This is a genomic window from Shewanella sp. SNU WT4 (assembly GCF_006494715.1).
Classification (GTDB): domain Bacteria; phylum Pseudomonadota; class Gammaproteobacteria; order Enterobacterales; family Shewanellaceae; genus Shewanella.
The window spans coordinates 1123876-1146310 of the sequence record NZ_CP041151.1; the positions used below are offsets into that span (position 1 = coordinate 1123876).

Below are 22435 nucleotides of genomic sequence, written 5' to 3' on the forward strand. Positions count from 1 at the left end.
AGCTTAGCGACCTCGCTTCGTGAGGTCACATGTTAGTTATTATCGCTGTAGTTTCGACCATAGTAGCTATCGAGGAACAGTTGTTTCAGCTCGATAAGCAATGGGTAACGGGGGTTGGCTCCGGTACATTGATCGTCAAAGGCATCTTCGGCTAGTTCATCTAACTTGGCGAGGAAGTCGGCTTCGTTGACGCCAGCGTCTTGGATAGAAGCAGGAATGCCAATCGACTTCTTGAGCTGAGTGATTTTCTCAAGCAATTGTTCAACTTTTTCTTCATCCGTTGTTCCGCCGAGTTTCAAGTGATCGGCAATGGCAGCATAACGGCACAGGGCTTTTGGCCGGTCGTATTGGCTAAATGCCGCTTGCTTAGTGGGCAGATCCGTTGCGTTAAAGCGGATAACGTTGTTGATCAGCAATGCGTTGGCTAAGCCGTGGGCAAGGTGGAACTCTGCGCCCAACTTGTGCGCCATTGAGTGGCAAATACCGAGGAAAGCGTTAGCAAAGGCAATACCCGCAATGGTGGCGCCATTGTGAACTTTTTCACGGGCGACAGGTGCTTGCGAACCTAAGTGGTAGGCATCTGGTAAATATTTGCACAGTAAATCGAGGGCTTGCAGTGCTTGGCCGTCGCTGTATTCGTTCGCCATCACGCTGACATAAGCTTCAAGGGCGTGGGTGACCGCATCTATGCCACCAAAGGCGGTGAGGGATTTAGGCATGTCCATCACAAGATTTGGGTCAACAATCGCCATATTAGGCGTGAGTTGATAATCGGCAATTGGGTATTTTTTCCCTGTGACTTCATCGGTCACAACCGCAAAAGGCGTGACTTCAGAACCTGTACCTGAGGTGGTGGGAATCGCCACCATCATGGCCTTGGTGCCCATCTTAGGGAACTTGTAGATACGTTTACGAATGTCCATAAAGCGCAAGGCTAGATCTGCAAAATCAACCTCTGGATGTTCGTACAGCACCCAAATAATCTTCGCTGCATCCATAGGTGAGCCACCGCCTAGGGCGATAATCACATCGGGCTTAAAGTTTTGTGCGACCTTTGCCCCTTGGCGAACTATGGCTAAAGTAGGATCGGCTTCGACATCGTAAAATATTTCGGTTTCAAGGCCTTGGGCCTTTAAAATCCGCATGGTTTCGTCGCAATAACCGTGGTTAAACAAAAATCTGTCGGTGATGATCAGCGCGCGTTTTTTATCGCTCAGTTCTTCCAGTGCTATTGGTAAACTGCCGCGGCGGAAATAAATAGATGCAGGAAGCTTGTGCCACAACATGTTTTCGGCCCTCTTAGCGACAGTTTTCTTGTTGATCAAATGACTTGGACCCACGTTTTCCGAAATCGAGTTGCCGCCCCAAGAGCCGCAACCTAAGGTGAGTGAAGGTGCTAGTTTGAAGTTATACAAATCGCCAATGCCCCCCTGCGAAGCTGGGGTGTTGATCAAGATGCGCGCCGTTTTCATTCTAAAACCAAAGGCATGCACACGTTCGGTTTGCGTGTCTTGGTCGGTATAAAGCCCAGAAGTGTGGCCAATGCCCCCGAGGGCGACTAAGGCTTCAGCTTTATCCATAGCATCGTTAAAGTCGATGGCACGGTACATGCCAAGCAGTGGAGAGAGTTTTTCATGGGCGAAGGCTTCGCTGTCGCCAATGTCGGTGACTTCACCAATCAGCACCTTGGTCCAATGAGGGACGTCAAAGCCCGCCATTTGCGCGATAGTCGCGGCGCTTTGACCCACGATATCGGCATTCAAACTGCCATTTTTTAAAATGACCTGTTGCATCGCCGCGGTTTCATCTTTCGAGAGTATGTAACCACCGTGAGTCGCGAAACGCTCTTTGACCTGCTCATAAATACTGTCGACCACAATTACAGCTTGCTCTGAGGCGCAGACCACGCCGTTGTCGAAGGTTTTCGACATTAATATTGAGCTGACTGCCCGTTTGATGTCGGCGGTTTCATCAATCACAATCGGCGTGTTACCCGCACCGACCCCAATAGCAGGTTTACCGGAAGAGTAGGCGGCTTTTACCATACCTGGGCCACCGGTTGCGAGGATCAAATTAACCTTAGGATGAGTCATTAATTGATTCGATAGTGCGACGCTGGGCTCATCAATCCAGCCGATGATATCCTTAGGCGCACCAGCCGCAATGGCGGCGTCCAGCACTAATCTTGCTGCGGTTGTGGTCGAGTTTTTGGCCCTTGGGTGGGGCGAGAAGATGATCGCATTACGGGTTTTAAGGCTGATTAATGCCTTAAATATCGCGGTCGATGTTGGGTTCGTGGTGGGCACTATGCCGCAGATGATGCCAACGGGTTCGGCTATGGTGATAGTGCCGAAGGTGACATCTTCAGATAAAATCCCGCAGGTTTTTTCATCTTTGTATTTGTTATAAATGTACTCAGAAGCAAAGTGGTTTTTGATCACTTTGTCTTCAACCACACCCATGCGGGTTTCTGCCGCGGCCATTTTCGCCAGCGAAATACGCGCATCGGCGGCGGCGAGGGCGGCAGCACGGAAAATGCTATCGACTTGGGCTTGACTGAACGTTGCATATTCGGCCTGGGCTTTCGCCACACGCTCGACCATCAGATCCAGTTCTTGTGCATTGGTCACTATCACGATTAATACTCCTAAAAAGATTTAGTGAAGCAAGGCATTCACTAAATCCTCTTTGTGATAGAAAATTACACCGAAAACCGGGTTGAAGGTGTGACACAAACGACAATGTCGCAACTTTACGTAATGAAATTACAACAAACACAATCTGTTTGTTTGAATTTCAAGCTGCCACAGAGGGTGAGCGCCCTCAACCAAGAATTATGCATGGAGAAAGAAATTCTAAAAAAGCCAGAATTGATCTCGTCATTTTAATTCAATGATAAATAACTGTTTTTTTGACCTAGAGCATAACTTTATCGTGCCTATGCGAGTTTGCTTATGCCATTAACTCAAGCGGCAGGCGCATGGATGATTAGCTTAAATAGTGTGTTGTCGGGGCGATACTATCAAAAATAGGGATGCTTCAGTTGAGCCCATAAGGAATGCGCTTGCGGCGTGTAAAGCGCCTGACAATACGCTAAACAATACGTCCCATTTCTTAGCTAAATGCCGCAATTCCCCACCAACCACCAAAAACACCTGGTAGCTACTTGTTTCAATTAAGTTAGTCCCCGCGCTTAAGGGGTGATATCAAGATAAGGCACTAAGGCACTAAGGCACTAAGGCACTAAGGTACTTAGGTACTTAGGTACTTAGGTACTTAGGCACAAGGGGCACAAGGAGGTGGATATGGCTCGTACTCATAAGCAAATCTGCGTGTTAAAGGGAATGGCGCTAGTGGGCTTAGGCGCCATCACGGGCCCTTGGGTTTGTCTTGTGCTTTTATCCAAGCTTAATCATGTTAATCACAATCGCTGGGTATTTACTCTGGCAGTAAGCCAGCAGTCAGGGAATCGTTAGCTTAAAGCCGTCGGCTTAAGCTAGTTTGCCGCATAACTAAGGCGCGATATAAGGCAATAGCGCGAGATAAGTCATTAGCGCCACTGAAAATCGCGCGCAAACAAGGCGCGCATGGCTTGCCAGTAAGGGCTGTCGTGGCGCGAGCCTATTAGCTGCACTAACTCATCACCTATGGGGGTAAAGCGATAGTAAGTTAACACTAACTTGGCGTACTTTGGCCGCAGCTGCAGTAACTCTTGTTGATTATGCCAACTGATAACTTGTTTCGGCGCCAGCAAGCCTGTTTCAAATTCACTCTTGTGGAGTATGCCAGCTTCTTGCAAGGTGAGTATGGCGGAATAGGGCAGGCCAAATTGACTGAGTGGCAAGCCTGTATTGACCGGTTTGCGCCAATATTGCCGCAGCCCGCTGGTATTGCGATAGCCGCTAAGCAGAATTAAGTGCGGATCGTTATCTAAGTTGCCGGATAAAGATTTAGCTCGCTCTAAAATAATGGCTTCGCGCTGAGTGAGTTGTTGCAACACTTGAAGACTACGAATACTGAATTGGCCGGGTTTTACTACTTCGCTGGCCAGTATGCGCGCCCATAACTCTTGCATCTTGCTATGACTTATTTGCTTGGCTAATTGCAGAAATTGCATGGTCCAGTCGCTATCAAGCTCAGAGCCTGTGACGTCCGATGGCGTGATAGATAGCGAAATTTTATAAATAGTTTCAAGGTTTTGCTGATATTGTTCTTCTAATAACTGTTGGCGTTTGGCGCTGCGCTCACTTAAGCTCGCTTCACTGGCTTGATAATGGTGATCGCTAGCCAAGCCTAAGTGGCGGCCAATTAACAAGGTTTTTTGGCGGGCTGAGATGGCTTTGTCCTGAATGTGCAGCGCCTGCACCGGAACGTAAGGCTTATCTGTCATTAAGATCCCACTCCTTGGCTAATGTCATGTGGCGCTGGCGTACTCCTATGTCGATTGACTCGCTAGTCGTCCTTGTTATTAGTATTAATCACTAGCATATTGTTATTCATAATATTTGTGAAATAGTTTGCGTTTTGTTGAATATTTGCCGAACTGGGGACAGATGGCGTGATCTCTCTCAAATACTCAGCCCTGACTATCTTCTACACTCAAACTCATAGATTTAGCTTATTAACGGGTAGATACCACAGTGAAAACACTGATTTTATATGCAAGCGTTCATGGTCATACGCAGCTCATTTGTGAGCGTTTGCAAACGCAACTGCAAGCCATGGGCGATGATGTCACCTTGGCTGCGTTAGCCACTGCCCCAGCCTTAAGTGGATTTGATAAAGTATTGATTGGCGGCAGTATTCGCCACGGTAAGCATCAAGCAGCGTTAGTGTCTTACATGCGCCAACATCAGGCGGCGCTGGAGCAAAAAGTCTGTGGCTTTTTTTCGGTGAGTTTAGTGGCGCGTAAACCTGGTAAAAATACGCCAACAACTAATGCGTATATGCAGGCCTTCTTAAAGCAAATCGAGTGGCAGCCACCAATTTTAGAAGTCTTAGGTGGGCGCTTAAATTACCCAGGCTTAGGCACTATGGATAGAAATATCATTCGCTTTATCATGTGGATGACCAAAGGGCCTACGGCGCCTGATACCGACATTACTTTTACCGATTGGGATAAAGTCAGCGCATTAGCCAAACGTTTTCATCAAGCGCGCTAACTCTGTCTCTGAGTTGATGAACGCCTTAACGCATGTTTAGCATGCGTTTTTTATTGAGTCATGTGTTTAGCTATTAGTAGTAGCCCCATTCAGTTGTTAGGGAGTGCCCATGTGGGAAAAGTTTGAGCTTAGGCTGCATCTATTACTTATGCTGGCGAGCGTGAGTTTACTTGTGACTAGCCCGTGGATCCTTATGGGGCGGCAATTGCGAGCTTCTGCCAGTGTTTGGGATTTATGGCATGTGTATGTGGGTTTAGCACTCATTCCGTTAGCCTTGTTATTCTTAATAAAAAACTGCCGCCATGGCCAATGGCGCCTGTATTTTCCGTATTTAGCGGGTAACTTTACAGGCTTGGGGCAAGATTGCCGCGCCCTTGCTCGCGGTAAATTACCGGTTTGTGGCGGCGCTGGCTTATTTAGTGTGGTGGAAGGCTTATTGCTGGTGAGTTTGCTCGGCTGCGCTATTACTGGCGGCATGTGGTTTGTACAACAAGGCGGCAGTGATGCCTTGTGGTGGCGCAGCGTGCATAGTGATTGCGCTTGGATTATGGTCGGAGCCTTAATGGCACACGTGGTCTGCGCGGCACTGCATGTGATTGATATGATGCGCTAATGAGTGACTTGCCAGAGTAATAGATAAACATTTTGTTAATTATCACCCATAAAAAAAGCGCCCTAGGCGCTTTTTTTATGCTGCTGAATTTACTTCTGGGCAGATAAGTAGTTAATCAGCTCAACCATTTCACTTAAGCTGCGCATTTGGCCTAAGTTAACGGCGTATTTGTCGTTAACGATAAAGGCTGGAACACTTTGCACTTTAAATTGGTTCTGCTCGCTGCGCCATAAGGCCAATTTTTCGTTGGTGATAACGTTATCGGCTAAGGCATCATACTGCTTGCTGCTAACACCATGGGCGGCAAAGATTTTCTTAATGTCATCACGGTTGTTGATGCTTGGCTCATGGGCGTGACCTGGGGCTGAGTGGTCATGGCCGTTAGCACCTTCTTCGCCTTGAATGGCATTAAACATGGCGATGTTCAGTGCTTCTGCGCCATTTAACTGGTGGATAACCGCCAGTGAGCGCATCACTTCTGTGCCAATTTCTGAATTCATGAAATCTACATGCTTAGTTTCAAACTTAATGTTCTTATCTAATTTAGGCTTGATAACCGGCATGTATTGAGTTTCAAACGCAAAACAGTTATGGCAATAGAACGAAAAGAATTCAGTTAACTTAGGCTCGGCAGAGGCGGCTTGGTTAGGAATAACTGTGTAGTGAGTGCCTTCAACAAAATCAGCAGCAAATGTAGCTAATGGTGAAATGGCTAACGTCAGTGCTAGGGCTAACTTCTTAATCATAATGTCCTCAGAATTAACATGAAAGTGGTCTAATCCTTGAACTTGTCAGGTTAGGTTGCTTGGCTTCATTATCGCTTAATCAGCGCCGAGATACAGGGGCAATTATGTGAGCCTGCTTGAAGTTTTGACATCCCTTAATTAGGTTTAAAGCCATATTGACCGCTTATCCCGCAAAGATTAGCGCAGGCTTTGCCATGCTTCGCACACTTGGCGAAAGCGCGCAGCATTGCCGCCTTGGCGATCGGGATGCCATTGCAAGGCTAATTTTCGCCACTGTTTACGTATGTCACGGGCATTGGCGTTGCTCGGTAATTCTAATACCGCTAAGGCCGCTATTTTTTCTAATGGCTGCTGATCAAAGCCCATGTAATTTTGGTATTTATTCCAGAACGACTCCAGCATCTGCCGCACTACGTTGGCGCAAGTATCATAGTTATTCCAGTCGTAGTAATAATCTCTAAGGTTAGCGGTTTGGGCTAAGGCGATGGGAAGGTTGCTTGGGATTTGCGCCGTAAGATAAATATCCATGGATTGGATAGTTAACCAGTTATCAGGCAATAACAGGGTTTGAATTTCAAATAAGGCATTCATTATTAAGAAATTGTGTTTGAACAAGTTCTTTTGTGGGTCGCTATCAAGTTCATGTAGAAGCCCTTGCTGACTGAGTTCTGCTGCCAGCGAGTGAATCTTCCAGTGTTGATTGGTGGACTTAAGTAGGCTTAATAGCGGCCAAATCAACGGGTTTTCTTGGGGTAACGCCGTCTCATGAGGCAGAGTCACCTGACTTGTGGGTTCCAACAGCATAGCTAAGCACCTGACGACCTAAGATGGATTAACTATGCCATAGGCTTGGAAATGCGCAAATCAGTAAAAAGAATGAGGCTAGGCGCTAGGGCTAAATCTCAGTGAATAATTTGGCTTGAGCCAAGCGCGATTTAGGCAGTTTGGCATTAAAATCGTCGCTGCTGCGATAGCCTAGTGCTACCATGACGGTGGCGCCAAAACCTTTATCTCGTAAACCTAATTGCTGATTTAAGATAGCAGGATCAAAGCCTTCAATCGGACAGGCATCTATGCCCATCATAGCCGCGCCCAATAACAAGGTGCCGAGGGCTAAATACACTTGCTTATCCACCCAGTGTTGGCAGTCTTTTAGCTCGTGATTATGCATACCCACAAAGAAGGCACGCCCAGCGGCAATGGCTTGCTTGCTGGCATCATCTTGAATGCGGCCGTCTTGCTGCTCTTGCATCAGGATTTCAGCTAGATAGTTATCATCCAGTTGATTGCGACCGCAAAACACAATCACAGCTGACGCATTGAGTATTTTAGTGGTGTTAAAGCCATATTTTTCAGTGCTTTTGGCCAGCCTTTGCTTTCCATCTTCACTGGTGGCGAGCACAAAGTGCCAAGGCTGCGAATTGACCGATGACGGGCTAAATTGCAATAAAGTTTTAATGTCAGCCAGTTGCGCTTCGGTCAATAAGCGGCTGCTATCAAAGGCTTTTGTCGTGTAGCGACTGGTTACGACATCTATGAGTTGACTCATGGGCTATCTCCAAAAATTTGATAGCTCATTGTTTTAGCATAGATGGCGGGTTTTGGGCAGTTTAGTCATCAAGATTGGCTCATTTTCAATGAGATAATTAAGTTTACTGGCACAAGGCATTAATGATAACTAAATGGAATGTATATCATGCCAAAGATTCAATTTTTCTATGTGAAGGAAAGTCTTACACTGGACACCATTTCTATTAACGAGTAAGCGGCCATGGCTGGTTCCAGTCGTCAGTCTAGTGCAATCAAGGTAAGTTTTTTAGTCATTCAAGTCGCAGCCTTAGTGTTGTTGTCATGGGCGTGCGATCAGTTGGCGTTATGGTTAGGTATTCCTATTCCAGGCAGCGTGATTGGTCTTGCCATTATTTTAGGCTTGCTGGCCATGAACTGGTTGCCTGAGCGCGCGATTCAAATCGGCGCCGCTTGGCTGATTGGCGATTTACTATTATTTTTTATTCCGCCAGTAGTCGCAGCACTGCACTTTGAGCCCTTACTTGAAACCTATGGCATTAAATTATTAGTGCTCATTGTTGTGGGTACCGCCAGTGTGATGTTAGGCACGGGCTGGGCTGTCGATAAGTTATTTACTTTTGAGCAAGGCTTAAACCAAACGAGAGCCAATAAGTTGGCCGCTAAAGCTATGAATGCTGGAGATAATCACTAATGGAATGGTTATTGGCTTGGGGCAGCGTATTGCTGACATTAATGTGTTATTACGGCGCTAAAAAGTTATATCGAGTGAAAAAGATTTGGTTTTTTGCGCCGATTTTTCTCGCGCCTTTATTATTGATTGCCTTAGTGGTGAGCTTAGGTATTCCGCTAACTAGCTACAGTCAATACAGCCATTATTTATCAGCGTTATTGGCGCCAGCGGTTATTGCCTTTGCACTGCCCATTTATCGCGAGCGCCATATTATCCGCCAATATCCACTGACCTTATCTTTTGGGGTGTTATTTGGGTTATTGCTGGGGGTGTTATCCACTTGGGGCTTGAGCCAAGTCATAATCCTACCGCCAGAATTATCCCATAGCGCCTTGGCGCGCTCGGTATCGACCCCATTTGCGCTGGCGGCAACGTCAGCCTTTGGCGGCGTGCCGGCATTAACCGCTATGCTGGTGCTTGCCACAGGCGTGATAGGTATGTTGATAGGTGAGCCGCTGTTTCGCATGATGAAACTTAACTCATCCTTAGGTAAAGGCATGGCGCTCGGCGCGTCTTGCCATGGTGCAGGCACAGCCAAAGCCAATGAAATTGGGCAGCAAGAAGGTGTTATTGCGAGCCTGACCATGATTTTTACTGGCATTGGCATGGTATTAACCGCGCCATTATTTGCCTATGTTCTGGGTTAGTAGTCGTTTCACAAGTCCATAAGTCATCTTTCCATAAGTCATAGCGCTACTCTTTAATTGTTAGCGCTACGCTGCTTTCAATTACCCGCGTCCCCCAAAGTTATTCCCTGCAATGGCTATTCCCTCTATGCCTTCGCTCAATCAGTGGCTATGCCCAAGCAATAGCCATAACAGCAACACTTGTGTATTCAGGCAAACACTGGCAGTTTGTTAACATGTTTGTAACTTGCGAAGTGCAAACTACTGCTATGACCTGAACACAAGGATAAATATATGAAACACAGGCAGGTAAGTCGTCGGGATTTTTTAGCGCTTTCGGCAAAAGGGATAGGTGCTGCGGTTATTTCTTATGGACTCATGGGCTGCAATAGCAGCGATGACGACCCGCATAATCCAGCGACGTTTAAGCAAGGAGTAGCGAGCGGCGACCCAACATCATCGGCGGTAATTTTGTGGACTAGGGTGACGCCTGAGCGCGCAGGCGACGTGCAAGTTAGCTGGCAAGTGGCTACCGATAAAGGTTTTACTCAGCTAGTTCATCAAGGCAGTACTCTTACCAATGATAAGCGCGACTACACAGTTAAAATTGATGCTCAAGGATTAGAGGCGGGACGCGAGTATTTTTATCGCTTCTCGGTCGGGGATAATGCATCCGCGATAGGCCGCACTAAAACCCTTGCCAACCATGACGTCTCGCAAGTAAAGCTCGCGGTATTGTCATGCGCTAATTTCCCTGCGGGCTTCTTTAATGTTTACCATTTAGCGGCGACGCAAACTGAGCTTGATGCCGTGGTGCATCTTGGTGATTATATTTACGAATATCCTCGCGGCGGCTATGCCAGTGAAAACGCTGCCAAACTTGATCGTGAAGTCTTGCCAGTAGGCGAGCTGTTAAGTTTAAGTGATTATCGCAGCCGCTATCAGCAGTATCGCAGCGATACTGACTTGCAAAGCTTACATGCCGCGGTGCCCTTTATTTGTGTGTGGGACGATCATGAAGTCGCTAATGATGCGTGGCAACATGGCGCTGAAAATCATAACGATGGCGAAGGTGATTATGATGCGCGCAAGCTTGCGGGGCTGCAGGCTTACTTTGAATGGCTGCCAATCCGCCCGTGGCGTGAAGGCGAATTTGAAGAGATTTATCGCAGCTTTAATTTCGGCCACTTAGTCGATTTACATATGTTAGATACCCGTCATCTGGGCCGTGACAAGCCTTATGATTACAGCGAATTTATTGATGCAGCCACGGGCGCCTTTGATAGCGCCAAGTTTTTAGCGGCCGTGACAGATACCCAAAGAACCATGCTAGGGCAAACCCAATTGTTATGGCTGCAAGGGCAGTTATTAACCGCCAGCGCTCAATGGCAAGTATTAGGTCAGCAAGTGTTAATGGGGCGAATGTTGCTACCGGCAGCCATTGCGACTCAGCAATTATCTATTACTGATTTTGCTAGGTTAGCGCAATTAGCTCAGCTGGCAGCAAGGGCTGCGGCGGGTGACCCAAGCTTAACGGCGCAGCAAGTAGCTTACTTGCAAGCGAATCAAGCGCAATTGACGCCGCAAGTGTTAGCCTTATTAAAATTGCCAAATATTCCATATAATTTAGATGCTTGGGATGGTTACGCCTATGAGCGCGAAGTGATTTTAGCGACAGCTCGCAGCAGCGGAAAAGAATTAGTTGTTATCGCTGGGGATACGCATAATGCCTGGGCCAGTGAGCTTAATGATATTAATGGCAATCGGGTCGGGGTGGAGTTTGCCACCAGTAGCGTAAGCTCACCTGGGCTTGAGTATTATCTTAAGCTTGATCCCAATCAAACCGCCGCCATTGAAGGCGCGGTCACTGAGTTAGTGGGCCCCCTTAAATATTGCAACCTCTATGATCGCGGCTGCATGATCTTGACCTTTACCCCAGAGCAAGTTATCAGTCAGTGGCTATTTGTGGATAGTTTACTCACGCGTGATTACCAAGTGCTGACCAATCGCAGTCAGCAGATGCGCTGGAATAGCCAAGGCTTGCAAGCCGTATAACTCCCCAAGCTTTCAAGCACATTAAAAAGCCGACCTAGGTCGGCTTTTTTCAATTAGGTTAAAAATAGCCATGATTTTATGCAGCAATTACCAGCAAATTGCCGTAGAATGCGCGTCCAAAATCCGGTGGGGGGGGCCTACACTTAATTAACACATTAAGTTTTGTAGCTAGCCAGTATTTTGGACCCATATCTGCCGGCTCAATTCGTCTAATAAGAAGAGAACCTCATGTCAGAGAAACGCTTTATTACCGCACAAGAATTATTGGAAGATTCCTTTCGCTTAGCTGCTCAAGTGTATGACAGTGGTTTTCGGCCGCAATTTATCGTGGGTATTTGGCGTGGCGGCGCACCTATTGGTATTGCTGTGCAAGAATACTTCGACTTTAAACAAGTAGAAACTGACCATATTGCCGTGCGTACTTCATCTTACTATGGTCTTAGCTCTGACATGCAGAGCAAAGAAATTAAGGTTCATGGCCTGCACTACATAGTTGAAAACGCTAATGCCGGTGACAGCTTACTGATAGTTGATGATGTGTTTGACTCTGGCCGCAGTGTTGATGCCTTGATGGAAAAACTGCAAGAATTAATGCGCTTAAATATGCCAAAAGATGTGCGTATTGCCTGCCCATACTACAAGCCAAACAATACCAAAGTGAATATGAAGCCAGACTACTTTATCCATGAATCGGATGAGTGGTTAGTCTTCCCCCATGAAGTTGCTGGTTTAACGCCACAAGAATTGGCTGAAGGCAAAAGTGACTTGAAAAATATCCAGCATTTATTCAAGTAAGCTCTGCGATACTGATGCTATAAGCACTCATACAAGAAGCCACTATATCTAGTGGCTTTTTGCTTGCTGGCGCTTGAGCGGATTATTTACGGCAGCCACTCACATCGACATCGTCATGCCCGCATTGGCTTTTTTACCGATAAGGTAATAAACAATGGATAAGGGGATCACTAGGATGTTCATTAGGCTGGTGAAGTTAAAGCCAAATACATGGGTATTTAATTGCGATAACGCCACTTTCGATGCTTGCCAATCAAACCCTGCCGTTAACGCATTAAGGATTAAACCGGTAGTGGCTATGGCGCAAAACAGCAACAGTACTATGCGTTTAGCGGGCGCCTTACCATAATATTTTTGATACACATGGGTCATAGGTATGGTTAGTACGTCGGCTAAAATAAAGGCCATCACCCCGCCAAAACTAATGCCGCCATGCCATAAGGCCGCTGCCAGTAACAGATTCCCCACCGAGCACACATAAGCAATCACAGCGACAAAAATACCGATAAACACATCAAACACTGAATGCAGCCAAGCTGGCATTAGGCTGGAATCACTAATGAACAGTGTTTGCCACCAGTTCATGGGGACTAGCGCAATCAGTAGTGATGAGATGATAACCCCAATCACAATTTCTTTGCCTATCATGGCAATATCCATATGAAAGAAGCCGGCGCCGCGAACTAAGGCGCTTTTATCTTGATGCATATCGGCGCCGCACTGCATTTCAGTGGCTTTCATTTGGCCTGATGGCATTTCTTTGGGGCTAGTTGATATAGCCGTGTTAGCCGAGGCCATAGGTGTGGCTGCCATATCGGGCATATCTGGCATGGCAGCGCCACATTTCATCTCACCAAGCTTGGTTGCTTGGGTGTTTGAGTGGTCGTTTGCTTGCTTGATATCGGCATCACTATGCATATGGGCGCCGCATTTCATTTCACCGCCACACTTCATTTCATTGTTTTTCATCGCCTTAGGTGAAGGCTCTTGCTCGGTATCCATAGCCATATCCATATCCATGGGCATACTTGTGCTAGGAGCGGAATCGCTTATGGTGTGCCTTAAGGCTAGCTCTAATGGTTTAGGGTAAAAGCGGCTAAAGAGGATGGCGACAATCACTATCAGTAATAAGCCTCCTACAATTTCCCCCACTAAGAATTGCCAGCCAAGCAATGACACTAGCACGATAAACATTTCTAAAATCAGGTTAGTACTGGCCACTAAAAACGCCATCGCATTGGCAAGGCTCGCTTTTTTAACCAGTAAGGTGCGCGATAACGAGGCGGCGGCGTACGAGCATGAGGATGACAGCATGCCAAGCAGGGTGGTTAACATTAAGCTTTTGGGCGTAGTGCGACCTAAATGTTTAGCGACAGTATCCACTGGAACTAGGTTTCGCAGCTGAGATGACAGCATTAACCCTAAGGCCAACGGCCAATATATTTGCCAAATCATGGCGGCCAGAGTCGTTATTATCTCGTTTACAGAGCTTATGACAGTATCCACGCTATTTTCCTTGTTATTGGAATGCACTAAGCATAGTCCAGACTGTCATTGACTAAGAAAAACGGCATGGGTTAAGCCAATGGCTGAGCTAAGCATTGGCAATTAATCTTAGGTCAATGACTTAGCCTGAGTTTGCAACTTGGCTAACTGCCTGTATAGGCTTATTAATAAGCTTTCATTTCACCGTTTTGCTTACTTCATCTCGCGCCATTGCCCGCCACAATCAAGAATATTTGCTATAACTGTTAATGATGTTTAGCGCCAAGCTTAGGTCAACGATTGATATCGGAGAGGGGACTGCGATGAAGAGTGCGAAAGAATTTGCCAGTTGGCTTAAAGAACGCTTGGGTCAGCATAAGGAGGGGGTGTACTTAACTCGTAACGATGTATTGTTGCTGACTAATCGCCAACGGTTTGCTAACGATTATGTGATGGACGTGCATTTTGAAGTGGCGCAATTTGGCATGGGTTTTGTGACCGATGCCAATCGTGAACGCTTTTATTTATTTCGATTGCCTAAGACTCACTGGAAAGTGGAAGGGGATTTTTACCCCAGCGGCGCCCAGCCTGAATTAGAGAGTGAGCTTAATATTCACGCCATCAAGACCATCAATGGCCGCGATTAATTAGCTCTGGCGCTTATTTGCGCCTTGCACCTTCCAACACCTTTTTATCGCAGAGGTTGTTAACGCCAGAAACGCTAACAATCTTATGGATTATTCAAGAGCGCGCCGCTTAAACGTTAAAACGCCCAATTGCCATTTAAATTCCCTTAGTGAGCCCCAAGCTCAGTTGAAAACTGTTGGCATTGTTTCATCACTAACAAATGATTGGTGATCGCATCTTTCAGGGCGCCGGCATCAAGCGTTGTGAGTTCTTGCTCTATGGCATGAATATTGTCTGGTCGACAAGTGAGTACCACGAGACCTGATACTATGGCTTCAGCCTGATGGGGAGCTTGCTTTACCAGTTCAGGCAGCACTTGCCTAATTTGCTCAAAGGCGGCTTGCTGGGCTTGCGGTTGTTGGCCTGGGTACAAGTGCTTACTAATAATGCTAGCGCGCATTGAATAAGGCGCTTGGCTTAATTCCGATAAATAGCGGCGCTTGAGCGCAGCATTCGGGGTTGCCATGCTGGCGATTAAAGCGTGTTGCTGCCCCAATAAACTGGTATCTCGTTTGGCTTCTTTATTGAGCCAAGTTTGGCGACTATCACGGCCAAATTGATTGAGGCGGGTAATAGCCTGCCAGCGCTGCTCTTGGGTTAATGGCCAGCTATAACCGTTAAGCAAAGATTGTAAGTGATCCATGGCTTCATCGGACTGCGCAAACTGCAAATAGCTATCAAGCCAAATGGATGTCGGCCCTTGCTGGTAAATTTGGTGCAAACTAAATTGCTCTAAGGCGTTATAGATGCGTTGTTTGGCAGACGATGTGGGCATGAGGCGCAGTAATTGGTGTAATTGTTGTAATTGCTGCTGCGCTAAAAGCTGCACTGACGGCGCTGAGATATTGGGCAGGTTAAGCATTATCATGCCCAAATAATCATTCAGCGGCAGCTTAGCGGTTAGGCTTGCTTGCCAGATGTCCTCAAGCAACATCATTTGCATTAAGGGATCGCTTATCTGGCTTAAGTGACGAATGGCGGCGGCTTGTGACTTTTCATCTAAGAGAACTTGTCCATAAGCCATGTCTTGAAAGTTGGGATAAACAAAATCTGGGCACACGTTATGGCCCGCATTTGTCACTTCTGTAGTTAACTCTTTAAGCGTGACTAATAAGGTTTTATCTAATTGGAAATCGCGCTGATTTTTATAAAACAACGCCACTTTAACCTTTTGAAAGTGCGGCTCGGTTTGCGTAATTGATAAGCGCTCCAGCACGCCATCTTGGCATTGCCATTGAGCGCTGATGCTATTGATGCCGCCAGACGTTTGATGCGTCCAGTAACGCTCAAGCCCTAAGGGCGCCAGTAGTTGCCGCCAAGCTTGATTGCCCGCCGATTGCCACGAGTGGCGCTGAATAAAGGTTTGCAGTAGTTCAGTAAATTTGCGCTCGCCCACGGCCATCGCAATTTGATTGAGCTCAGAGGCTGATTTTACCGCTAAAAATTGCTGCGCTTGAATTTCAGTGGAGGTGGCGCTTAATGGGTCAAGACTCTCATGCTGCAACTGGTATTTATAGGCCGGTTGTTTTTGCTGTAAAAATTGATATTGCTCTTGGGCTGAGGCATCAATGCCAGCGTTTATGGCGGTTTGGTTGGCAAGGTATAAACCTAGGCCTGCATGCAGGTATAAGTCATCCCACCATGGCAAACTAATTAAGCTGCCAAACCATTGTTTTGCCAATAACTGACTGTTTTGCATATGTTGACTGATGGGTTTGGCATCTAGCGGCAAGCGCTCGGTTACGCTCACCGCAGCAGCTTGTGACATGCTGGCATCGGATAAGCCAGGCAATAAAATCTGATCAAACTTAGTAAAGGGATAAGGGGTTGCCAGCACATGACCTATGCGCTTGAGATTATCGGCGGTGAGTCTTAGCCACTGCTCATAACGCTCATCATCCTGAGTGCTATTTAGGGCAAATAATCTAAATTGCACGCCATCTTGCTGATATTGCCAATGGCTAAAGGGGCCAGCAAACAGTGCAAATTGATGCGGGCTTAACGGCGGCGTTTGCGCAAATTCCCATGTTGTGCTCGCCTCACTGCTCATTTTTGGCACCATAGTGCTAATCACTTGCCAGTCAGACGGCGCCTCAAGACGTAAACTCATTTTGCCCCTAAGCCCGGGCTTGTCAAACAAGGCAAATGGGTGGCTAGCGCCATGGGGTTCAAAGCGTGAATACAGGTAAACTTGCTGAGTATTAGGGTCTATTACGCGAATAAGGCCTTGGCCTTGCTGACGATAATAGCCTTGATAACTTAATTGAATGCGGTTGTTACCGCTTTGCAGTAAGCGCGCAGGCAGGCTTAAAACCTTACCGTTATAGTTAGGATAGATGTTTTGACCATTGATAATGAGCTGCTGAATGTGCGCTTGCTGTAAATCTAGCGGCAAATCTTTTTGATTATCATCGAGTTTGAAATCAATGTCCGCCTTCACGCTAAACGTGTCTTCAGGCGATAACGTCATTTGATAAGCGTAACTAATGTCGCTTAGTCGCTGCGCTAATAATTCGGCGTCGGATTTCGCTTTGTTGGTCAATGGCAAGGGAATGGACTGACAAGCGGTTAAGAACAACACACACATCAGCCAAGCACTGGCTCTAATGAATAGAGTCACTACAGCATCCTTTCTATTTGGGTGGGAGATATAAAAAGCGGGGCCAGTCTAGCCCCGCGGGTTGTTTCGTGGCGATTACAGCCCTAAAAACGATTTTGATTTAGTTTTACGGATTTCTTTTTCATCAGACCATTCAATTAAGCCTGTGTCTAAATCCATCAGGCGCATAGTCATCTTGTAGTAGACGTCACGGGTGCCACCCTCTTGTTTCACTATGCTAGATAAGTTGCCGTATAACATGTATTGAGCGCCGATTTGACGACCAAACTTAATCGCCGTTGATGGGTCAACCATGCCTGAATTGTTTTGATAATCTAATTGCTTACGTACAGCGTCTACTTTAGTCATATCGATAAAGCGGAACTTGCCAGAGCGCAGTAATTGATTGGAGATAGAATCAGTGACTGACTCAGTATCTATGTGCTCAGACGTTTTATTCTTAATGCTATCGACGAAAAGAATTGGACGCTCATTGGCAGTAATTGCCACGACTGGTGGGAAACTTAGCATGCTATCAACCATTTTAGTGGTGATAGACTGCAGATCGGTTGAGCCAAAGTTTTCATTGACGGTTTCAACCGCCGTGGCATTGCCGTACTCGACCTTAGATTGACAAGCGCTAAGGCCAATCACTGCAGCCAACAGAAATACACCTTTAATTGCTTTCATAACATGTCCCATTGTTAACGATTTAGATGATTATTGAATAAATTCGTTGGTAATTACCAGTCTCTATTACCCAAACCAGTGTTGTTTTTGCTTTTTGTACCTCAATCGCCGTGGTTTGACCGCGATTGATTTGTAACTGATATTGTCCTTGCTCGACATAAGTCTGAGCTAATTGGGCGCTTTGCGGCAAGGTCAGCCAGCTGCGCCTATCGGCTTGCTCTGTGATGACGTTAAATATTTGCATGGCAACCGCGCCGACATTGTCTTGGTTATTGCGATTAACTGATTGATTGAGTTCAGCCTTAGCATAAATGCGTGCCGCTTGGCGGGCGAGAATGGCAGGCATTTGCTCTTTAAGCGCTGTGCTTGCTAAGGCATCAATGTTGGCCAGCGGCGCGCTTACTAAGGGTTTACCTAAGCCTTGCACTGTCGATGGCGTAAATATGGGTTTACTGCCTAAGTAAGTGGGTAGTGATGCCGTTTGGATATTGCCATTAATACTAAATGGCACAGTAAAACCTTGCTTGGTCGGCACAAAGCCTTGCTCAATTAAGACAATCACTTGCCCTTGGGAAGCGGTAGGTAATATGGGCGCGCCAAATTTCTTACTAAATTCTTGATATTGCGGCATGCCAAGTAGCTTAGCTAGACGCACTAAATCCTGCTCGACATAAGGGTTACCCGGCATAATTTGCGCGGCTTTACGATAGTCAATAAAGGCATCGTTAGCTTGACCGAGTAACTCATACAATAAGCCAGTCACATAATAGCTGTAGGCATTAAGAAACGAGCTGGCTAAGCCGTCGCCTCTCGCCTCAAGTTGATTCACTTGCGCATCCACCGCGCCATTGGCCAGTTTGGCAATGTTTTCATTGTCAGCTTCGTAGCGTCTTTGTTCTTGCTGTTGCAATTCGTTGGCGCGGCGCGCTTCAACTAAAGCGCCTTGATTGTCGCCTAAAAAGAGGTAATTAAGCGCCTGATATTGATGCACCATGATGCGCTCAAACCCAGGTCCGCGATAAGGGATGACATTATCGTTGAGAAATAAGCTTGATGATTGCGCGCCGATACTGCTGGCGCTAATGGTGGCCTTGTCATCGAAGCGGCGATAATCGGCAATGGCGGTTTGATAGTAGCCTTTACTGGCGGCAAAATTGCCAGCGATTTGCTCGGCGCGGCCGGCTTCTTGGGCGTATAACAGCTGATCTTCACCGCTTAATCCTGATTGCAGGCTGGAAACCGCAGCCGCGGGATTCGGGCTATTTAGGCTTTGTTTAACTTCCGTGAGTTGGCTTGGGTAATTAATAAATAAACTATTAAAGGCGCAGCCTTGCACACTTAGCAATAACAGACCACATCCTAGGGAGTAAATTGCTTGCCGCATCAATGAGCTCCTGCAATCGTGAGGCTTTTTGGGCTATAACAATGACGATGAAAAACGCGATAACAATGGCAAGAGTGCCTGAGGGGATAATGAGTCATACCCGGCCATAAGGGAAGTGCGATTACATACTTGCTGGCAGCGACTTGCCCAAAGCCTGCTATGTGCTGTGTTTGGCACTTCAGCATTAATAACACTGTTATGCCAGCGCGTAGAGCGCGAGTAGCACTCATTATTGCGCACAAAGCTTGGGGCGAAGTCGTCATTCATGTCCTTAATAATGTGGCGGCGGCGTCTCTTCGGACGCTGACGCCATGTTACTTGGTTCAATGTCGCGTAATTTATTGACTACTAATAACAACTGATGCTGCTGTCTGGCAACTAGATCCCCAAGTTTAATCACTTCTTGGTTTAATTCTTCAATGCTGGCTTCAGCAAACGCGAGTTTAGTTTGCAGGTCTTCAATTTGATCTTGCATCTTGCATCCATCAATAAGTAGCGTTAATCGCTAAGGAACATTGGGCCAAGTGTCGACTTGGCCATTACTACTGAGGCTGACAAAAAGAATCGTCAGCCTGCTTTGCGACAGAGTATACAACGGCGCCTTGAGTTTGGGCGTTTTTCGTTGCTGCGACTTATCCATACTGGCATTTTGGCCGCATTGACTGTACTTAAGAATGTAACCCCCTGTAGGTATGAGTAGGTCACAAATAAGGTGATTAACAAAGGTGGGTAAAAAGTGAGCGAAAGAATTTTTCCCATGAACTCATCCCTAAATATTTTGTCCTATAAACCATAGCAAACAAATCCTTAAGTTATTTTTACTATTTTAATAGACAATGGAATATCGTTAATAACTAGTATAAAGTGAGTTCGCTACGACCATTTACGCTAATTTTGATGGCAACATCAAGCTGAGGAAGCATTTAATGAAATCAATTTTTAAATATTCGTTGGTAGCGTTAGCTCTGACGGGTTTAACCGCCTGTAACCAAGAGCAAGACGCTTCATCTGTGGCTGCAACTTCAGCTACAACCCTGACTACGCCAGAACAAAAAGAATCATATAGCATTGGCGCTTCTATTGGTGCCTACATGTCAGGTCATATCGCTGAGCAAGAAGCTTTAGGTATGCCAGTAGACAAAAAGTTAATTATTGAAGGCTTTAGCAATGGCCTGAATAGTGAGCTTAAGCTGACTGAAGAAGAAATGCAGACAGTTCTGCAAGATTTAGACAAGAAGCTCAATGACAAGCGCATGACTGAAGCTAAAGCATTAGCTGATAAATCAGCGGCTGATAGCAAAGCCTTCTTAGAAGCTAACGCTAAGAACGCTGGCGTAAAAGTAACTGAATCTGGCCTGCAATATGAAGTATTGGTTGAAGGCAAAGGCGCTAAGCCAAGCGCTGAAGACACTGTTGAAGTGAACTACTTAGGTACCTTAACTGACGGTACTAAGTTTGATTCATCTTATGATCGTGGCGAGCCAATCAAGTTTCCGCTGAACCGCGTTATTCCAGGTTGGACTGAAGGCGTGCAGTTGATGAACGTCGGTTCTAAGTATAAGTTCGTGATCCCCGCTGAATTAGCTTATGGCGATCGTGACACTGGTACTATTCCACCTAATTCAACCTTAGTGTTTGAAGTTGAGTTGTTAGGTGTTGAGAAAGCGGGCGCTGCAGAAGCTCCTGCGGCTAAAGCTGCCAAATAAGCTCAGCTATTAAATAGCACTCAACCAAAAGGCGCCTTAGGCGCCTTTTTTGTTACCATTTGCTGTTTAGTTTGGCTCAGCTTATTTCAGCCATTTAAAGTGCACAATCAAGTAGAGCTGCACCGCCAGTAATAACACTAAAAAGCCTGAAAATGCCGCAAAGGCCCAATGGCTTTCTGTGCCTGGAATACCGCCGATATTGACCCCAAGCAGGCCAGTTAAAAAACCTAATGGCATAAAAATACTGGTGGTAATAGATAAAAAATACAGGCGCTGGTTAAGCTTGCCAGAGGCTATGCTTGCGAGTTCATCTTGATTGACCTTAACCAATTCACGAATAAGATCTAAGTCTTCAATCATGCGCACTAAGCTGTCGTTATAGTCTTTAAGCTGATTGCGCTCGATTTGCGATAAGGGATACTCGCAGCTACCTAAGCGTGCTAAGGCTTCTCGCTGCGGCGCCAAATAACGGCGACACGCGAGTGCTTGGCGGCGAACATCATTGAGCGAATTATGTAAGGTATCGTCTGGGGTTAACGTCAGCTGATCTTCCAAAATCGTTAGTTTATCTTGTAAGCCATCGACGTATTTAGCCTGTTTTTGCGTGAGCTGATCGCACAAATTCATTAATAGCGGCGTAATGGCGCAAGGCTTAAGTTCTGACAGCGAATCAATAACCGTTCGAATGGAGGCGAGCTGACGTTTACCACAGCTGATTAATCTGTGTTTATCTTGATAGATGCGAATGGCAATCATATCTTGCGGATTATGGCCGGCATTAAGGTTAATACCGCGCAAACAGATAAGTAAGCGATTGCTGGCACTTTGCACTCGAGGCCGCGGTGAGGCCGATAGCAGCACCTTAATGTCGCTTGGCACTAGTCCAAGTTTGAGTAAATGCTTTTTACAGTCAGTGGATTGATAGTCTAAATGCAGCCACAGCTGGTTAGTATCATCAGGTGAGCTGGGTTGCCAAGCAATAGCGTCTTCAATTGATATTTTACGGGCGCCGTCGGCCCCTAACAGATAGGCAAATTGTGCATCGTAATGCATTATCCACTCACTCCCACTCTTAACAGTAAATTACCGCCATTGTTACCTTAATGGCCAATTGAAGCAAATTAACTTCCATTGATTGAAACTTAAGCCAATAGGCGTTTGGATCGGGAATTTTTAATGGCTATGAGTTAGAATTGTGACATTAGTTACCTAAGTAAAGAGATCTCCGATGGAGTATGAATTTCGGCGTAATTCCCTCGATGGAACAGCCACAGCAATTTTCAGTATGGATCATGAAGTATTAGGTCGCTGGTTCTCGGAAGAACTTGGGCAAGATGATGATATTATTGGCGAACTGATGAATGTCATCGCTAAACTGCAGCAAGGTGAAGCAGGGTATTTTCAGTTAGTTGGCAGTGATTTCACCTTAGAGATGGATTTTGAGCAAGTTCGAGTGTTCGCTAACGTGATTGGTTTTAATGAAGACTATGATTTAGAAGACGGTATGAGCTTATATGATGCCGAATCTAGCTGTAGTTGTGGCTTAGATGACTTTGCTACTGCGCTGATTAGCTGGCGCAAATTTTTAGATGAAGGCGACGGCAAATAAACCGTGCTTCATAAATAA

The 22435-nt window shown here is 46.2% G+C and carries 21 protein-coding genes; 10 read left to right on the forward strand and 11 right to left on the reverse strand.

Annotated features, from left to right (window positions below):
* Positions 1-32: 32 nt before the first annotated feature.
* Positions 33-2636 (reverse strand): bifunctional acetaldehyde-CoA/alcohol dehydrogenase, encoded by a 2604-nt coding sequence (gene adhE, locus FJQ87_RS05095; protein WP_140931141.1) that lies wholly within the window; start codon positions 2634-2636, stop codon positions 33-35.
* A 669-nt stretch (positions 2637-3305) separates the two neighbouring features.
* Here adhE and FJQ87_RS18670 point away from each other — a divergent pair.
* Positions 3306-3476, forward strand: coding sequence for a hypothetical protein (locus FJQ87_RS18670; protein ID WP_168195141.1), 171 nt, complete (start codon positions 3306-3308; stop codon positions 3474-3476).
* 74 nt (positions 3477-3550) lie between these two features.
* Here the strand turns inward: FJQ87_RS18670 and FJQ87_RS05100 are convergent, their stop codons facing one another.
* The gene (locus tag FJQ87_RS05100) at positions 3551-4390 is read right to left on the reverse strand and encodes a TIGR03899 family protein (protein ID WP_140931143.1); all 840 of its coding nucleotides are present in this window, start codon (positions 4388-4390) and stop codon (positions 3551-3553) included.
* Positions 4391-4640: 250 nt separating this feature from the next.
* Here FJQ87_RS05100 and hemG point away from each other — a divergent pair, with 250 nt between their 5' ends.
* Both hemG and FJQ87_RS05110 read left to right on the forward strand, forming a co-directional pair.
* Complete coding sequence (hemG, locus tag FJQ87_RS05105) at positions 4641-5162, forward strand: menaquinone-dependent protoporphyrinogen IX dehydrogenase (RefSeq protein WP_140931144.1); 522 nt, start codon at positions 4641-4643, stop codon at positions 5160-5162.
* 109 nt (positions 5163-5271) lie between these two features.
* Positions 5272-5775, forward strand: a complete 504-nt coding sequence (locus tag FJQ87_RS05110) for a cytochrome b/b6 domain-containing protein (protein WP_140931145.1) — start codon at positions 5272-5274, stop codon at positions 5773-5775.
* Between the two features lie 89 nt (positions 5776-5864).
* Here FJQ87_RS05110 and FJQ87_RS05115 read toward each other — a convergent pair whose 3' ends face one another.
* From FJQ87_RS05115 to nfsB, 3 genes are all read right to left on the reverse strand, one after another.
* Positions 5865-6521, reverse strand: coding sequence for a thiol:disulfide interchange protein DsbA/DsbL (locus FJQ87_RS05115; protein WP_140931146.1), 657 nt, complete (start codon positions 6519-6521; stop codon positions 5865-5867).
* A gap of 177 nt (positions 6522-6698) precedes the next feature.
* Entirely contained in the window at positions 6699-7325 is a 627-nt protein-coding gene (locus FJQ87_RS05120; protein ID WP_140931147.1) for a DNA-J related domain-containing protein, read from the reverse strand.
* Between the two features lie 91 nt (positions 7326-7416).
* The gene (gene nfsB, locus FJQ87_RS05125; RefSeq protein ID WP_140931149.1) at positions 7417-8070 is read right to left on the reverse strand and encodes an oxygen-insensitive NAD(P)H nitroreductase; all 654 of its coding nucleotides are present in this window, start codon (positions 8068-8070) and stop codon (positions 7417-7419) included.
* 222 nt (positions 8071-8292) lie between these two features.
* Between nfsB and FJQ87_RS05130 the strand changes: the two genes are divergently transcribed.
* The 4 genes from FJQ87_RS05130 to FJQ87_RS05145 all read left to right on the forward strand — a co-directional run bounded on the left by FJQ87_RS05130 (position 8293) and on the right by FJQ87_RS05145 (position 12257).
* Positions 8293-8742, forward strand: coding sequence for a CidA/LrgA family protein (locus FJQ87_RS05130; RefSeq protein ID WP_140931151.1), 450 nt, complete (start codon positions 8293-8295; stop codon positions 8740-8742).
* Positions 8742-9428 carry an LrgB family protein gene (locus FJQ87_RS05135; protein ID WP_140931154.1) on the forward strand — a complete coding sequence of 229 codons (687 nt, stop codon included), beginning with the start codon at positions 8742-8744 and terminating at the stop codon, positions 9426-9428. Before FJQ87_RS05130 ends, FJQ87_RS05135 begins: the two co-directional genes overlap by 1 nt.
* 273 nt (positions 9429-9701) lie before the next feature.
* A complete protein-coding gene (locus tag FJQ87_RS05140) occupies positions 9702-11462 on the forward strand; it encodes an alkaline phosphatase D family protein (RefSeq protein WP_140931157.1) in 1761 nt (586 codons plus the stop codon).
* Positions 11463-11690: 228 nt separating this feature from the next.
* Positions 11691-12257, forward strand: a complete 567-nt coding sequence (locus FJQ87_RS05145) for a phosphoribosyltransferase family protein (protein ID WP_140931159.1) — start codon at positions 11691-11693, stop codon at positions 12255-12257.
* 99 nt (positions 12258-12356) lie between these two features.
* Here FJQ87_RS05145 and FJQ87_RS05150 read toward each other — a convergent pair whose 3' ends face one another.
* Positions 12357-13763, reverse strand: a complete 1407-nt coding sequence (locus tag FJQ87_RS05150; RefSeq protein ID WP_240778841.1) for a permease — start codon at positions 13761-13763, stop codon at positions 12357-12359.
* A gap of 302 nt (positions 13764-14065) precedes the next feature.
* Here FJQ87_RS05150 and FJQ87_RS05155 point away from each other — a divergent pair, with 302 nt between their 5' ends.
* The gene (locus tag FJQ87_RS05155; protein ID WP_206194369.1) at positions 14066-14389 is read left to right on the forward strand and encodes a hypothetical protein; all 324 of its coding nucleotides are present in this window, start codon (positions 14066-14068) and stop codon (positions 14387-14389) included.
* A gap of 146 nt (positions 14390-14535) precedes the next feature.
* On the opposite strand, the gene FJQ87_RS05160 is transcribed toward FJQ87_RS05155, so the two are convergent.
* The 4 genes from FJQ87_RS05160 to FJQ87_RS05175 form a co-directional block, all read right to left on the reverse strand.
* The gene (locus FJQ87_RS05160) at positions 14536-17049 is read right to left on the reverse strand and encodes an ERAP1-like C-terminal domain-containing protein (protein WP_140931161.1); all 2514 of its coding nucleotides are present in this window, start codon (positions 17047-17049) and stop codon (positions 14536-14538) included.
* A 75-nt stretch (positions 17050-17124) separates the two neighbouring features.
* On the reverse strand, positions 17125-17718 hold the full coding sequence (gene lpoB / locus FJQ87_RS05165; RefSeq protein WP_206194370.1) for a penicillin-binding protein activator LpoB: 594 nt from the start codon (positions 17716-17718) through the stop codon (positions 17125-17127).
* A gap of 22 nt (positions 17719-17740) precedes the next feature.
* Positions 17741-19102 (reverse strand): hypothetical protein, encoded by a 1362-nt coding sequence (locus tag FJQ87_RS05170; RefSeq protein ID WP_140931165.1) that lies wholly within the window; start codon positions 19100-19102, stop codon positions 17741-17743.
* A 271-nt stretch (positions 19103-19373) separates the two neighbouring features.
* Complete coding sequence (locus FJQ87_RS05175; protein WP_140931168.1) at positions 19374-19577, reverse strand: SlyX family protein; 204 nt, start codon at positions 19575-19577, stop codon at positions 19374-19376.
* A gap of 451 nt (positions 19578-20028) precedes the next feature.
* Between FJQ87_RS05175 and fkpA the strand changes: the two genes are divergently transcribed.
* Positions 20029-20808 carry an FKBP-type peptidyl-prolyl cis-trans isomerase gene (gene fkpA, locus FJQ87_RS05180; RefSeq protein WP_140931171.1) on the forward strand — a complete coding sequence of 260 codons (780 nt, stop codon included), beginning with the start codon at positions 20029-20031 and terminating at the stop codon, positions 20806-20808.
* An 81-nt stretch (positions 20809-20889) separates the two neighbouring features.
* Here the strand turns inward: fkpA and FJQ87_RS05185 are convergent, their stop codons facing one another.
* Positions 20890-21861 carry a CorA family divalent cation transporter gene (locus tag FJQ87_RS05185; protein ID WP_140931174.1) on the reverse strand — a complete coding sequence of 324 codons (972 nt, stop codon included), beginning with the start codon at positions 21859-21861 and terminating at the stop codon, positions 20890-20892.
* Between the two features lie 175 nt (positions 21862-22036).
* On the opposite strand from FJQ87_RS05185, the gene FJQ87_RS05190 reads away from it, so the two are divergent.
* Positions 22037-22417, forward strand: coding sequence for a YacL family protein (locus FJQ87_RS05190; protein WP_140931177.1), 381 nt, complete (start codon positions 22037-22039; stop codon positions 22415-22417).
* The last annotated feature ends 18 nt before the right edge of the window (positions 22418-22435 follow it).

Coding starts and splice junctions, on each gene's coding strand:
- FJQ87_RS18670 (WP_168195141.1), top strand. CDS start 3,306: ATGGCTCGTACTCATAAGCAAATCTGCGTGTTAAAGGGAATGGCGCTA.
- FJQ87_RS05100 (WP_140931143.1), bottom strand. CDS start 4,390: ATGACAGATAAGCCTTACGTTCCGGTGCAGGCGCTGCACATTCAGGAC.
- FJQ87_RS05110 (WP_140931145.1), top strand. CDS start 5,272: ATGTGGGAAAAGTTTGAGCTTAGGCTGCATCTATTACTTATGCTGGCG.
- FJQ87_RS05115 (WP_140931146.1), bottom strand. CDS start 6,521: ATGATTAAGAAGTTAGCCCTAGCACTGACGTTAGCCATTTCACCATTA.
- FJQ87_RS05120 (WP_140931147.1), bottom strand. CDS start 7,325: ATGCTGTTGGAACCCACAAGTCAGGTGACTCTGCCTCATGAGACGGCG.
- nfsB (WP_140931149.1), bottom strand. CDS start 8,070: ATGAGTCAACTCATAGATGTCGTAACCAGTCGCTACACGACAAAAGCC.
- FJQ87_RS05130 (WP_140931151.1), top strand. CDS start 8,293: ATGGCTGGTTCCAGTCGTCAGTCTAGTGCAATCAAGGTAAGTTTTTTA.
- FJQ87_RS05135 (WP_140931154.1), top strand. CDS start 8,742: ATGGAATGGTTATTGGCTTGGGGCAGCGTATTGCTGACATTAATGTGT.
- FJQ87_RS05140 (WP_140931157.1), top strand. CDS start 9,702: ATGAAACACAGGCAGGTAAGTCGTCGGGATTTTTTAGCGCTTTCGGCA.
- FJQ87_RS05145 (WP_140931159.1), top strand. CDS start 11,691: ATGTCAGAGAAACGCTTTATTACCGCACAAGAATTATTGGAAGATTCC.
- FJQ87_RS05155 (WP_206194369.1), top strand. CDS start 14,066: ATGAAGAGTGCGAAAGAATTTGCCAGTTGGCTTAAAGAACGCTTGGGT.
- lpoB (WP_206194370.1), bottom strand. CDS start 17,718: ATGAAAGCAATTAAAGGTGTATTTCTGTTGGCTGCAGTGATTGGCCTT.
- FJQ87_RS05170 (WP_140931165.1), bottom strand. CDS start 19,102: ATGCGGCAAGCAATTTACTCCCTAGGATGTGGTCTGTTATTGCTAAGT.
- FJQ87_RS05175 (WP_140931168.1), bottom strand. CDS start 19,577: ATGCAAGATCAAATTGAAGACCTGCAAACTAAACTCGCGTTTGCTGAA.
- fkpA (WP_140931171.1), top strand. CDS start 20,029: ATGAAATCAATTTTTAAATATTCGTTGGTAGCGTTAGCTCTGACGGGT.
- FJQ87_RS05185 (WP_140931174.1), bottom strand. CDS start 21,861: ATGCATTACGATGCACAATTTGCCTATCTGTTAGGGGCCGACGGCGCC.
- FJQ87_RS05190 (WP_140931177.1), top strand. CDS start 22,037: ATGGAGTATGAATTTCGGCGTAATTCCCTCGATGGAACAGCCACAGCA.